Here is a 12721-nt window from a genome sequence, read left to right on the forward strand (position 1 = left end):
ATAATGCCCGCCACCCCGACCACTTTGGCCTGCCTCCCGTGATCATCAACTTCGACCTCAACGACCTCCAAGCCTTCCGCGCCGTGGTAGACAAGGGCAGTTTTCGCGGCGCTGCCGAAGCCATCCGGATCTCCCAGCCGGCCCTCAGCCGGCGTATCGAAAAGCTGGAATCCGCGCTCGACGTCAAACTGTTCGAGCGCACCACGCGGCGGGTCAGCCTGACCATGGTCGGGCGGGCGTTCCTGCCCCAGGTCGAACGCATGCTCGACGACCTCGACATCGCCTTGATGGGCATCAGTAACGTCGCGTCCACGCGCATGGGCAACGTCACCATCGCCTGTGTGCCGTCCACCGCGTATTACTTCATGCCTCACGTCATCTCCGAATTCCACAAGCTGTATCCGAAAATTCGCCTGCGGGTGCTGGACGCCAGTGCCGGTGAAGTGTGCAATGCGGTAGAAAGTGGCGAGGCGGATTTTGGCGTGAGTTTCAGCGGCAGCCTGGCTGATGAAGTGGAGTTCGAGTTGTTGCTGCAGGAGCGCTATGTGCTGGCCTGTCGTCGTGACCATCCGTTGGCCGCGCGTGAGAGCGTGACGTGGACCGAAGCCTATGAGCATGACTACATCACGGTGGACAAAACCTCGGGCAACCGCTTCCTGCTGGACCAGGCCCTGCGTGGCGTGCGTGTGAAAAAGCCGAGTATCTGCGAGACCCACCACGTGACTACCATGATCGGGTTGGTGGAGGCGGGGTTGGGCGTGGCGATGGTGCCGTCGATTGCGATGCCGGCGTGCGAACACCCGATCCTGGTGAGTGTGCCGCTGGTGGAGCCGCAGGTGATGCGCAATGTGGGCTTGATCAAGCGCCGCGGGCGGACATTGCCGCCGGCGGCGCTGGAGTTGGAGCGGTTGGTGCGGGAGATGCCGTTTCGGTCAGCGTGACACCGAGTCCAGGCCGGTGGACTGCACCACCGGTTGGGCTTCGGGCGACGCCATGAACTGCAGCAGCGCCTTGGCCTCTTGCGGATGTTCGGCGTTTACCGGAATGCCCGCTGCAAAACGCGTAGCGGACTGCACGTCCTCCGGGATCTTGCCTACAAACGTCACGCCCTTGACCGGCAACAATTCCGCCACCTGCTGCAAGCCTACTTCGTAGTCACCCTTGGCCACCTGTTCGCCCACCGGCACGCGTTCGATCATGGTGCCCTTGGCGGGCATGCCGAGCTTTTTGAACAGCTCTTTCTCGACATACACACCGCTGGCGCTGTCCGAATACGCCACTGACTTGGCCTTGCTCAGCACGGCCTTGAGTTCGGCATCGGTGCCGATCGATGGTTTGACCGCGCCTTCCTTGACCACCAAGCCAATCCGCGAATCCGCCAGTTCCACGCGGGAGGCGGGGTCGACCTTGCCTTGTTTGATCAGCTCATCCAGGGCGTAGCCGACCATGATCACCACATCGGCGTGTTCGCCACGGGCCAGGCGGTTGGGAATCGCTTCCGGCGCCTTGCCCATGGACGGGCCGAGGATAGTGTCGAGGGTGTCACCGCTGTGCTTGGCATATTGCGGGCCGAGCAATTTATACGCGGCAGTGAAGCCACCGGAGGTCATCACCTTGAGTTCCTCAGCCTGGGCTGACAGCGCCAGGGCGCCGAGGACCAAGGCCGTGAGGGTTTTGAACAGCGGCTTCATTGTGCAGCCCCCTGCATGACCTGGCCACGGGCATTGGCGCGGCGATACAGCGCCAGGGTAGAACACAAGGCACACAGCGCAGCGAATATCATCCAGTAAGCCGGCGACGCTTTATCTCCGGTGATGTGAATGAACCAGGTGGAGATCGCGGGCGTGAAGCCACCGAACACCGCAGTTGCCAGGCTGTAGGCCAGGGAGAAGCCTGCGACGCGCACTTCTACCGGCATGATTTCAGTCAGCGCCGGGATCATTGCGCCGTTGTACATGCCGTAGAGGAAGGAGAACCACAACAGGGTCTCCAACATATGCGCAAAGCTTGGCGCGTTGACTACGTAGGACAACGCCGGATAAGCCGTAAGAACGGTCAGCACCGTCATGGCGACCAGCACCGGCTTGCGGCCGAAGCGATCGCTCAGGGTGCCGCCGATCGGCAGCCAGACAAAGTTCGACACCGCTACCAGCAACGTCACCAGCAGCGCGTCGGAGGTGCTCAGTTGCAGTACGGTCTTGCCGAAGGTCGGTGCATACACGGTGATCAGGTAGAACGCGGTGGTGGTCATGGCCACCATCAGCATGCCGCCAATCACCACGGTCCAGTTTTTCACCAGGGTGGCCATCACTTCACGCATGGTCGGGCGGTGCTTGCGGTTGGCGAACTCTTCGGTTTCCTGCAGGTTGCGCCGCAGCACGAAGATAAACGGAATGATCACGCAACCAACGGCGAACGGAATGCGCCAGCCCCAGTCGGCGACGACGGCCGGCTCCATCCATACGTTCAAGCCATAGCCCAGTGCGGCGGCGACCACAATCGAGATCTGCTGGCTGCCCGACTGCCAGCTGGTATAGAAGCCCTTGCGGCCCGGGGTGGCCATCTCGGACAGGTACACCGACACACCGCCCAATTCCGCGCCGGCCGAGAAGCCCTGCAGCAAACGACCCAGCAGCACCAGCAACGGTGCCCACAGGCCAATGGTCTGATAACCGGGCACCAGCACGATCAACAGCGTGCCGCTGGCCATGATCGACAGGGTCACGATCAAGCCTTTGCGCCGACCCACGTCATCGATATAGGCACCCAGGATGATCGCCCCCAACGGCCGCATCAGGAAGCCTGCACCGAACACGGCGAAGGTCATCATTAATGAGGCAAATTCATTGGCGGCGGGGAAGAAGGCAGCGGCGATGTAGGTGGCGTAGAAGCCGAACAGAAAGAAATCGAACTGTTCGAGAAAGTTGCCCGAAGTAACGCGCAGTACGGCGCCTGCTTTCGAGGAAGCAGCCGCAGGCCGGGAAGGGCTAGTCATGGTTTTGTGTCTCCAGCGTTCTTTTTAAAGTGCTTGTTTCGCTTAAGACTTGGGATAGTGGCTGACACATTTAGAAATGATAAGTGACAAATTTGGATAGATTGATGCGTCTTGGCTATCAATCGAAAGAGCCGTCGGAATTGTCGGTCCTGTTCTACGCTTGAAGCTGGGTTCAATGCTTACGAATGGGAGGTGGCTATGGGTGAGGAACACAAACAGCACAATGAGCCGGAGCGTGAACAGCCTCGGCAACGACCTGAGGAAGAAAAACCGCAAACCTGGAAGCATCCCGACGATGGGACTGAGCTTTCAGAGCGGGATCAGGAATTCCCTTTGAAACCTTGATGTCGGGGACGACGCGAGCCAAATGTGGGAGTGGGCTTGCCCGCGATTACCATAGGTATCTACACAACTTCGTAGCAGCCAACGGTAACCACGATGCGAAGCGAGTCGCTCTTGATCTTGCTCTTAGGCGCCCCGTTAAACCACGCTGGCCGGAATTCGACAGTGATTTGGGGGGTAAACCGGCAGGGATGCCGGTTTAGCCGCCCCGCGCCATGGATGGCGCGGGGCGGCGGCCCCCCAAATCACTGTCGGATTACGGGCACACCGAGCCTAGGCGAGGTGCCGAGTGGTGGGGCAAGAGCGTTTTGCTTACTTTTGCGCTTTTCAAAAGTGAGACGCCGTAAGGGCGGAACCCTAAGCTGCCGTTACCGCAGCAACGGATATGTACTCGCCTTGATCCAACATCCTGGTCGGCTGTCAGGCCGCCATCGGGGGCAAGTCGAATCGTCGCACCGCCCCTCCCACATTTGGATCGCGCGGCATCAGTCAGATAGCTATAGGCCGCCAGGTCGCCACGGGAGCAAGCTCCCTCGCCACAGGTTCAGGGCTACGCCAAAGTTGTGTAGATACCTATGCCGCGATTGCGGTGTGCCAGTCAATCCATGCCTCTACTGACCCACCGCAATCGCGGGCAAGTCCACTTCCACATGAAACCCGATGCGTCGACCGACATAGACGCCGCCCCATTGCCTTTCTAAACTGCGGCTTGTCTTGGGGAAGGGGCAGGCGCCGATGAATCGCAATGAATTACGCAAGGCCGATATCAACCTGATGGTGGTCTTCGAAGCGCTGATGCTCGAGCGCAACGTGACCCGGGTGGCGGAGAAGCTGTTTCTCGGCCAGCCGACCATCAGCTCGGCCCTCAATCGTCTGCGCACTTTGTTCAATGACCCGTTGTTCATTCGCGTCGGCCACCGCATGGAGCCCACCGCACGCGCCGAAGAAATCATCCAGCACTTGTCGCCGGCCCTGGATTCGCTGTCGTCGGCCCTGAGCCTGACCCATGATTTCGACCCGTCCATCAGCACCATGACCTTTCGTATCGGCCTGTCCGATGACGTTGAGTTCGGCCTGCTGCCGCCGTTGCTGCGGGCTCTGCGTCAGGAGGCGCCGCAGGTGGTGTTCGTGGTACAGCATGTGGATTACTGGCGCATTCCCGACCTGCTGGCCTCCGGCGATATCACCGTCGGCATCACCCAGACCCGCGGCCTGCCGGCGAATGCCAAGCGTAAACTGCTGCGGCATATCCGGCCTTGCCTGTTGCGCGCCGATGCGTCCGACACACCGCTGACCCTCGACGAATATTGCGCACGGCCCCATGTGCTGGTGTCCCACACCGCCAACGTGGCCGGGTTTGCCGATGAATGGCTGGCGGAGATCGGCCGCAAGCGGCACGTGGTGCTGTCGGTGCCGCAATACAGCTCGCTACCGGCGCTGCTCGCCGGCACCGATATGATCGCCAGCCTGCCGGACTACACGGCCCAGGCCATGGCCGCCGGCGGGAACCTGTTCTGCGAGGCGTTTCCATTTGAAACGCCGACCCTGGACTTGTCGATGGTCTGGCTCAGCCACGTCGACACCGACCCGGCAGAACGCTGGATGCGCTCGCGGCTGGAGGCGTTCATGAGTGATCGAGGGCTCGGCGTCCAAGTCTGATTCAGCGTTTCGCAAAGAAGCCGCAGGGAGTGACAAGCTGCAAGCGCCAAGCTAACAGCCACTCCGGCACCTCTTGCCGCTTTTAACTTGCCGCTTGCAGCTGCTCCTCACACACCTTCACCACTTGCTCGCGAAACCAGGTATTGGCGTTGTCCTGTTCGCTGGTTTCATTCCACTGCATATCCAGGGTGAAGCCCGGCAGACCATTCGGCGCTTCGCAAAACCCGTACGCCGCAGTCGACGCCAGCAGCTTTTGCACGCGGCGGGGCAGGGTCACGATGAAGTCGGTGCCGCTGATCATCTTCAACGCCGCGCTGTAGCTGTTGGCCCGCGCGATCACCTGGCGTTTGTGGGCCTGGCGCGCCAGCCAGCCGTCGATCATGTTGGTGTCGGACGTCCAGGGCGTGGGGAACACGTGGCGCCGCTCGACGAAGGCCTGCAGGCCGAATGCCGGTTCCCGGGGCGCCGCGCGTTTATCGAAGACGCATACCAGGTCATCTTCAAGCAGCATTTGGGTCTTGAAGTCTTTATGGGCACGGTGAAAATTGGGGCCGAAGCAGATCACCAGGTCGAGGCGGCCTTCTCGCAAGTCGTCGGCGGGAATCTCGGCTTCCAGCTTGCGCACGTTGACGATCACCGGCAGGTCGGCGCGGTCGAAGTTTTTCAGCAGGCGCGGCAGGATCAACTGTTCGAAGTATTCCGGGGCGCATACATTGAAGGTCACGGCCTTGCGGGTCGGGTCGAAGGCCTGGCCACCGGCATGGCACAGGTTGATGCTTTCGAGGATTTTCTGCACATGGCCGTACATCGTGGTGGCCTTGTACGTCGGACGCATGCCCGCACGGGTGTTGATAAACAGCTCGTCTTCGAAACTGGTGCGCAGTTTCTTCAGGCTGTAGCTCACGGTGGATTGGCTGACGAACAGCGTTTCGGACACGTCGGTAACGCTGCTCTGGTCGTAGACAGCGATAAACACCATCAAGTCCTGCATATCGAGCTTTCTGAGCAAGTTACTGTTTAGCATCGGTTCCGTCCGTAAAACCCTTTGTACCGAACTCAGTACAAGACTGCGCAAAATGTTAACGGAACGCTCGTACCAATAGAAAGCTCTGTAGGACTCTTCTATGTTTTGAGTGGGACAAAAAGTGTTTACAACACGACCTCAGCGGATATGCCGCGCGTAATGGGCGGGATTGAAGCGCGTGACCATCAGCAGCATCACCACCACCACGGCCGCCAATGACCACCAGGCCCATTCGAAGCTGCCCAATTGGTCGCGGATCATCCCAGCGATCAGCGGCGAGAGGCCGGCGATCAGGTAGCCGACGCCCTGCACGAACGCGGTCAGGCCACCGGCTCGGCGCGGGTTGTCGAGGTGGTCGAGGGACAGGATCAGGCTCATCGGAAACAGGCCGCCGATTCCCAGGCCGAGCAGGCACGGCCACACCAGGCTCAGGTGCTGCGGGCTGAGGATCAGGCCGCAGAAGCCGATGATGATCAGCACCAGCAAGACCGCGACCACGCCGCGTTTATCCCTGCGCCGATTGGCGATGGCGGGGGTCGCCAGGCCGGAGACGACCTCCATGGCGGTCAGCAAACCCAGCAGCAAACCGGCCTGCTGTTCGCTCCAGCCCTGCTCGACGTAATACGGCGCCAGCCACGCCAGCACACAGGTGTAGCATGCCGTGCCAAGGCCGAAAAACAGCGCCAGCAGCCAGGCCCGGCGATTGCCGAAAAACGACGCCTGCGGACCGCTGTCGACCTGCGGCAAGGGCGGCAACGCCGAGCGCTGGGCGTACCAGAACACCAGCCCCAACAGCGCCAGCCCCGCCCATATCGCAAGACCCATGCGCCAACTGCCGGTGTGCACTTGCACAAAGGGCGCAAACGAGGCGGCCAGTGCCGCGCCGCCCATGATCGCGGTGACATACAGGCCCATGAACAACGAAACGTCAGCGTTGAAGCGCGACTTGATCAGCGCCGGCATCAACGCCTGGATCAGCGCGATCCCGATGCCTGCAGCAATGGCGCTGACAATCAGCTCCAGCGCTGAATCCAGCCACAGCCGCGACACTGTCGCCACGCCGATCACCAGCAGCGACACCACGATGCTGCGGTGTTCGCCAAAGCGCCTGGCCAGGCCCATGCCAAAGAACATCGCCAGGCCCATGCCCATCACCGGCAACATGGTCAGCAAGGCCGCGCTGCTGAAATTCAGCGGCACCTCAGCGCGAATCGACGACAACAAAGGCCCCACGGCCGCCATCGACGGGCGCAGGTTGAGGGCGACCAGCACCACACTGATCATCAGCCACACGGCGGTGGTGGGTTTTGCCTGAACGTTTTCCATGGGCCTGCCTTGAATGAACCAGGGCGAATCAGGCCACGGGTGGGCGAGGGCAGGCAAATGAGAAAGTCGTTGGGGCTATTGAAAAAATGCTTTATGCCCCAGCGAATTGCGCAAATTGCCACAGCACTGAGGATTCAATGTGGGAGGGGGCTTGCTCCCGATAGCGGTGGTTCAGTGGGAACATCTTTAACTGATACACCGCCATCGGGAGCAGCCCCCTCCCACAAGTTTGACCCTGTTGTGTCAGTAGCCAACGGTGAAGCGTTTGCGCGAGTGTTTGGGGGTTTCCACTTCATCGAGCATGGCAATGGCGTAGTCGGCAAAACTGATCGAGCTTGTTCCGTCAGTGTTGACCAGCAGATCATCCTGGCCCAGGCGGAATTTACCGGTGCGCTCGGTTCCATCGAACAGGGCCGACGGCGACAGGAAGGTCCAATCCAGCTCCTTTTCCTGGCGCAGCGTTTCCAGGAACTCGGCCCCCGCACTGGCTTCAGTTTTGTATTCAGCCGGGAAGCCCGGGCTGTCGATCACCCGGCTGCCGTCCGGCAGCAGCAGCGAACCGGCGCCACCTACCACCAACAGGCGTTTGACCCCGGCCTTCTTGACCGGGCCGATCACGGCGCTGGCAGGCAAGGTGGCGAAGTGCGCCGCACTGATCACCACATCGCTGCCGCTCACGGCCTGTTGCAGGGCATCGGCGTCCAGGGCATCGACGCGTTTGGCCGTGACGCCTGGGCGTGCGGCCAGTTTGTCGGTATTGCGCGCGATGGCGGTGACGGTATGCCCACGGCGCAGCGCTTCTTCCAGCAGTTGGCTACCGGCACGGCCGGTGGCACCAATGATTGCGATCTTGCTCATGACGTTCTCCAGTCAGGTCAGGGTTTAAAACCATTCACCACTTCATTTCGCCCTTGGCGACTTTGGCGCTCAATTCCAGCGAGCTTTCGTCGGCGAGGGTCGGGTAACGCTTTTTCATCGCCGCGATCAGGGCGGCGGAATCCTTGGCCTTGGCGGTTTCGCTGTCGAAGGCCTTGATGTAGTCGGCGGTGAACGTGACCGAGGCCGGTGATGGCGTGCCCAGGTAATGGCCCGGAATCACGGTGGTCGGCTTCAAGTCTGCAATACGTTGCAAGGTGGCCAGCCAATCCTTGTGGGACTGCGGGGTCTGGGTGTCAGCCATCCACAGGTGAATGTTTTGCGCGACCACCACGCCGCCGACCACGGCCTTGATCGACGGAATCCACACAAAACTGCGATCCGGCTGCGGGCCGTCCAGTCCGATGACTTCCAACTCCTGTCCCTCCAGCGTCAGGCTGTGGCCTTCGAGCACCTGTGGCACGACGGTCTTGGCCGGTTTGTCGGCGCCCATTTTCGGGCCCCAGAACGCCAGCTTGGCGGCGACGGTGGCGTTGATATGGTCGACCACCGGTTGGGGCGCCAGCACTTTCGCCTCAGGGAATGCGGCGGTGAGCGTGTCGAGGCCGAAGTAGTAGTCCGGGTCGCCGTGGCTGATGTAGATGGTGGTCAGGTGTTTGCCGCTGGCGCGGATGTTCTGCACCAGTTGCTCGGCCTGGCCCTTGCCGAATTGTGCGTCCACCAGGATCGCGTCCTTGGCACCGCTGACCAGCACCGAGCTGACCGGGAAAATCGCGGCTTCGCCGGGGTTGTACACCTCGAGTTTCAACTCTGCCGCCAGTGCGTGGGCGCTGAAGGCCAGGGCGGCTGTCGCCAGGGTCAAGCGTTTGAAGGTCGAGAACATCGGGCAGCTCCTGCCATCGGTAAGGGGGTGCACAGAGCTTAGTTGCATAAAACATCACAAAAAATGCGATGCTGGGACATAGTTTGTTTCTGAAATCGGGCAAATCATGGATCGTCTTCAAGCAATGCGCGTGTTTGTCAGCGTGGTGGACCTGGGCAGTCAATCTGCCGCCGCCGATCATCTGGACCTGTCGCGCCCAGTTGTCTCGCGCTATCTGGCCGAACTGGAAGATTGGGTCGGCGCGCGCCTGCTGCACCGCACCACGCGCAAGCTCAGCCTCACGGCCGCCGGCAGTGAAACCCTGCCGCGTTGTCGGCAATTGCTGGAGCTATGCGCTGATATGCAGGCCGCCGTCAGCGAGCCAGATGAGACCCCGCGGGGCCTGCTGCGCCTGAGTGTCAGCACCTCGTTCGGCCAGGCGCAGTTGGGCGCGGCCATTGCCGAATACGTCAAACGCTACCCGTTGGTGACGGTCGACCTGCAGATGCTGGATCGCACGGTGAACCTGGTGGATGAGCGCATCGACCTGGCGATCCGCACCAGCAACGACCTGGACCCGAACCTGATCGCCCGGCGCCTGACCGTATGCCGCTCGGTGGTATGCGCCACGCCGGCTTACCTGCTGGAGCATCCGGCGCCGCAGAAAGTCGAAGACCTGGCCCGGCACAACTGCCTGACCCACTCCTACTTCGGCAAGAACCTGTGGCATTTCGAGGAAAACGGCGAGCATGTGTCGGTGCCCGTACACGGCAATATCACCGCCAACGAGGCCAGTACGTTATTGCGCGTAACGCTGGCTGGGGCAGGGGTGGCGATGCTCCCCAGCTATCAGGCCGGCGACCTGATCCGCAGCGGTGAACTGGTGCGCTTGCTGCCGGAAGCCGAGCCACGGCAGATGAATATCTATGCGGTGTACGCCTCGCGCAAGCACATGCCCTCGGCGTTGCGCAGTCTGCTGGATTTTCTGGTGCTGCGGTTTCCCGAGGAGCCCGCTTGGGATGCCGGTCTCTGAGGCGACATAAACGGGCTGAATGGCCTGCAATCATGGCAACTTGCCCGGACTGACCTATGCTTTAAACAGCACCGTATAGATCTGTTCAGAGGTGTGTCATGAGTATTAAAACCAGAAAGTACCTGATGATTTTCAGCCTGTGCGCATTGGCTACCGCGCTGTACGGGACGGCCGCTTATCGCGTGGAACAGACGCGCATGCAGCCCACCTTTGCGATCAGTTGCCATCAGGATATGTGTGTGCCCCGCAGCGGCAGTTTCAGTGCCTTGCGTTGATGCCGGACACGCTGCAAGCCGCCGATGTTTATTGCTGCGGGCTATCGGCCTTCAGCTGCTCGCGAAACGCTTTGGGTGAGAATCCGACCCTGCGGCGGAACAAGCGTGAGAAGTTGGTCGGGTCGGAAAACCCCAGCACTTCCGACATTTCATTGATCGTCATGCTGGTGTACGTGAGCAGGCGCTTGGCCTCCAGCAATTGGCGGTCATGCATGATCTGCAAGGCTGGCTGCCCGCCCAATTCCCGACACGTCCCATTCAAGTGTGAGACCGAGATGCCCAACTTGTGGGCCAGGTCTTCAATCTTGGGGTGTTCGCGGTAATGCTGTTCGACCAACTGGGTGAAGCGTCGGAAATATTCACGGCTGCGTGGCACCCTGGGGTGGCGGCGCTGGATCGCCTGGCGGCTGACCCACACCAGCAGCACGCTGACCAGGGCGTGCATCATCATGTCCCGTGCCGGTTGATCGTCGGCGTACTCGTCCTGCAAACGGGTGAACAGGTTGTTGAGGTAATCACTGTCCTTGCCCGCCGGGTAGTTACCCAGGGCGTGCAGGCCATCGACCGTGCTGCCCAGTTGCGCCTGCAAGTGGCTGACCAGGGGCGCCGACAGGGTCACCACGTAACCTTCGACATCTTCGGAAAAACGAAAACCGTGCACACACAGCGGCGGCAGTACCTGCAGGCTCGCTTCGTTGAGCGTGGTGCGCTGGCCTTCGATTTCCAGGTGTGCCTGGCCCTTGTGCACGTACAGCAGCTGGCAGAGATCCGCGTGCCGGTGGGGTTGGATTTCCCACTGGTATTCCCGACTGCGCCGGGAAATGGTTTCGCAGTGCAACAAATCGGGGGTCGGCCACTGTTGGCTTTCCCCGTAAAGCTTGAAGACCGGAATCGCGGTGTTGGTCATGGTTTCAATCCGATACTCAGGAAGTGGTCGGTAATCGCCCCGATTGGCAAAAAGCGCAGGCTTTGAAACAGTTTTCACCTTCTTATGCTGCTCGCTCAAGTGAAAAATGTCAGCCACACGTCCACTGACAACTCTTTCACTCGTTCGGTTCGAGTGAAGCCTGCAGGCCATAAGAATAATGAAAACGCTGAAAACCCAAGTCGCCATTATTGGCGCCGGTCCGTCCGGACTGCTGCTCGGCCAGTTGCTGCACAATGCTGGCATCCAGACCCTGATCCTAGAGCGCCAAACCGCCGATTACGTGCAAGGCCGCATCCGCGCCGGGGTGCTGGAGCAAGGCATGGTCGACCTGCTGCGCGAGGCCGGTGTCAGCCGACGTATGGACGCCGAGGGCCTGGTGCATGACGGTTTCGCCGTGGCGCGCGATGGCCGACTAACGCACATCGACCTCAAGACCCTGACCGGCGGCCAGTCGGTGATGATCTACGGCCAGACCGAAGTCACCCGCGACCTCATGGCCGCCCGTGCAGCAGCCGGCGCCACGACATTGTATGAAGCCTCGAACGTACAACCCCATGACCTGAAAACTGAACGTCCATGGCTGACCTTCGAGCATCAGGGCCAGGCTTTTCGCCTGGAGTGCGATTACATCGCCGGTTGTGATGGCTTTCACGGCGTGGCCCGTCAGTCGATTCCGCCCGAAGCGCTGCAGGTGTTCGAGCGCGTCTATCCGTTCGGCTGGCTGGGCATGCTTGTCGATACGCCGCCGGTGCATCCGGAGCTGGTGTACGCCAAGCATCCCCGTGGCTTTGCGCTGTGCAGCATGCGTTCGCCGACCCGCAGCCGTTACTACTTGCAAGTGCCCGCGCAGGAGCCTTTGGCCGACTGGTCGGACGAGCGCTTCTGGGATGAGCTGAAAACCCGCCTGCCCGCCGACCTGGCTGAACGGCTGGTCACCGGGCCGTCACTTGAAAAAAGCATCGCGCCGCTGCGCAGCTTCGTGGTGGAGCCGATGCAGTACGGGCGCCTGTTCCTGCTCGGCGATGCCGCGCACATCGTGCCGCCCACCGGCGCCAAGGGCTTGAACCTGGCGGCCAGTGATGTGAACACCTTGTTTCGGATCTTGCTCAAGGTCTATCGCGATGGGCGCGTGGAGTTGCTCGAGCGGTACTCCGCCATCTGCCTGCGGCGGGTGTGGAAGGCCGAACGGTTTTCCTGGTGGATGACCTCGATGCTGCATCAATTTCCCGAGGCGGACGGCTTCAGCCAGCGCATTGCCGAGAGCGAGCTGGATTACTTCATTAACTCCGAGGCGGGGCGCAAGACCATCGCGGAAAATTACGTCGGGCTTCCTTACGAAGCTATCGAATAGCCTGCTATCGTATTCGGCATTCCCGCAGGCTGCCGTTGCCTGCGGGCCCT

The 12721-nt window shown here is 61.0% G+C and carries 12 protein-coding genes; 5 read left to right on the forward strand and 7 right to left on the reverse strand.

What is annotated here, in order from left to right:
- Positions 1-38 precede the first annotated feature (38 nt).
- Entirely contained in the window at positions 39-941 is a 903-nt protein-coding gene (locus C4J88_RS06910) for a LysR family transcriptional regulator (protein WP_065886461.1), read from the forward strand.
- Here the strand turns inward: C4J88_RS06910 and C4J88_RS06915 are convergent.
- Together C4J88_RS06915 and C4J88_RS06920 are read right to left on the reverse strand one after the other, a co-directional pair.
- Positions 933-1691, reverse strand: coding sequence for a substrate-binding domain-containing protein (locus C4J88_RS06915; protein WP_124406537.1), 759 nt, complete (start codon positions 1689-1691; stop codon positions 933-935). The two genes, C4J88_RS06910 and C4J88_RS06915, sit on opposite strands and share 9 nt — an antisense overlap.
- The gene (locus tag C4J88_RS06920; protein WP_124366228.1) at positions 1688-2995 is read right to left on the reverse strand and encodes an MFS transporter; all 1308 of its coding nucleotides are present in this window, start codon (positions 2993-2995) and stop codon (positions 1688-1690) included. Before C4J88_RS06920 ends, C4J88_RS06915 begins: the two co-directional genes overlap by 4 nt.
- A gap of 1077 nt (positions 2996-4072) precedes the next feature.
- On the opposite strand from C4J88_RS06920, the gene C4J88_RS06925 reads away from it, so the two are divergent.
- The gene (locus tag C4J88_RS06925) at positions 4073-4996 is read left to right on the forward strand and encodes a LysR substrate-binding domain-containing protein (RefSeq protein ID WP_124361748.1); all 924 of its coding nucleotides are present in this window, start codon (positions 4073-4075) and stop codon (positions 4994-4996) included.
- An 82-nt stretch (positions 4997-5078) separates the two neighbouring features.
- On the opposite strand, the gene C4J88_RS06930 is transcribed toward C4J88_RS06925, so the two are convergent.
- The 4 genes from C4J88_RS06930 to C4J88_RS06945 form a co-directional block, all read right to left on the reverse strand.
- Positions 5079-6020 (reverse strand): LysR family transcriptional regulator, encoded by a 942-nt coding sequence (locus tag C4J88_RS06930; RefSeq protein ID WP_124406538.1) that lies wholly within the window; start codon positions 6018-6020, stop codon positions 5079-5081.
- Positions 6021-6158: 138 nt separating this feature from the next.
- Positions 6159-7346, reverse strand: a complete 1188-nt coding sequence (locus C4J88_RS06935; protein WP_124406539.1) for a cyanate transporter — start codon at positions 7344-7346, stop codon at positions 6159-6161.
- Between the two features lie 243 nt (positions 7347-7589).
- Positions 7590-8204 (reverse strand): NAD(P)-dependent oxidoreductase, encoded by a 615-nt coding sequence (locus tag C4J88_RS06940; RefSeq protein ID WP_124370003.1) that lies wholly within the window; start codon positions 8202-8204, stop codon positions 7590-7592.
- Positions 8205-8238: 34 nt separating this feature from the next.
- Entirely contained in the window at positions 8239-9105 is an 867-nt protein-coding gene (locus C4J88_RS06945) for an MBL fold metallo-hydrolase (RefSeq protein WP_124406540.1), read from the reverse strand.
- A 106-nt stretch (positions 9106-9211) separates the two neighbouring features.
- On the opposite strand from C4J88_RS06945, the gene C4J88_RS06950 reads away from it, so the two are divergent.
- Together C4J88_RS06950 and C4J88_RS27370 are read left to right on the forward strand one after the other, a co-directional pair.
- Positions 9212-10117 (forward strand): LysR family transcriptional regulator, encoded by a 906-nt coding sequence (locus tag C4J88_RS06950; RefSeq protein WP_124406541.1) that lies wholly within the window; start codon positions 9212-9214, stop codon positions 10115-10117.
- Between the two features lie 98 nt (positions 10118-10215).
- Positions 10216-10392 (forward strand): hypothetical protein, encoded by a 177-nt coding sequence (locus C4J88_RS27370; protein WP_164484515.1) that lies wholly within the window; start codon positions 10216-10218, stop codon positions 10390-10392.
- A 28-nt stretch (positions 10393-10420) separates the two neighbouring features.
- On the opposite strand, the gene C4J88_RS06955 is transcribed toward C4J88_RS27370, so the two are convergent.
- On the reverse strand, positions 10421-11299 hold the full coding sequence (locus tag C4J88_RS06955; protein WP_124366234.1) for a helix-turn-helix domain-containing protein: 879 nt from the start codon (positions 11297-11299) through the stop codon (positions 10421-10423).
- Between the two features lie 187 nt (positions 11300-11486).
- Between C4J88_RS06955 and pobA the strand changes: the two genes are divergently transcribed.
- Positions 11487-12671, forward strand: coding sequence for a 4-hydroxybenzoate 3-monooxygenase (pobA, locus tag C4J88_RS06960; protein WP_177412941.1), 1185 nt, complete (start codon positions 11487-11489; stop codon positions 12669-12671).
- Positions 12672-12721 lie beyond the last annotated feature (50 nt).

It is taken from the genome of Pseudomonas sp. R4-39-08 (assembly GCF_003852275.1).
Classification (GTDB): domain Bacteria; phylum Pseudomonadota; class Gammaproteobacteria; order Pseudomonadales; family Pseudomonadaceae; genus Aquipseudomonas.

Coding starts and splice junctions, on each gene's coding strand:
- C4J88_RS06915 (WP_124406537.1), bottom strand. CDS start 1,691: ATGAAGCCGCTGTTCAAAACCCTCACGGCCTTGGTCCTCGGCGCCCTG.
- C4J88_RS06920 (WP_124366228.1), bottom strand. CDS start 2,995: ATGACTAGCCCTTCCCGGCCTGCGGCTGCTTCCTCGAAAGCAGGCGCC.
- C4J88_RS06925 (WP_124361748.1), top strand. CDS start 4,073: ATGAATCGCAATGAATTACGCAAGGCCGATATCAACCTGATGGTGGTC.
- C4J88_RS06930 (WP_124406538.1), bottom strand. CDS start 6,020: ATGCTAAACAGTAACTTGCTCAGAAAGCTCGATATGCAGGACTTGATG.
- C4J88_RS06935 (WP_124406539.1), bottom strand. CDS start 7,346: ATGGAAAACGTTCAGGCAAAACCCACCACCGCCGTGTGGCTGATGATC.
- C4J88_RS06940 (WP_124370003.1), bottom strand. CDS start 8,204: ATGAGCAAGATCGCAATCATTGGTGCCACCGGCCGTGCCGGTAGCCAA.
- C4J88_RS06945 (WP_124406540.1), bottom strand. CDS start 9,105: ATGTTCTCGACCTTCAAACGCTTGACCCTGGCGACAGCCGCCCTGGCC.
- C4J88_RS06950 (WP_124406541.1), top strand. CDS start 9,212: ATGGATCGTCTTCAAGCAATGCGCGTGTTTGTCAGCGTGGTGGACCTG.
- C4J88_RS27370 (WP_164484515.1), top strand. CDS start 10,216: ATGAGTATTAAAACCAGAAAGTACCTGATGATTTTCAGCCTGTGCGCA.
- C4J88_RS06955 (WP_124366234.1), bottom strand. CDS start 11,299: ATGACCAACACCGCGATTCCGGTCTTCAAGCTTTACGGGGAAAGCCAA.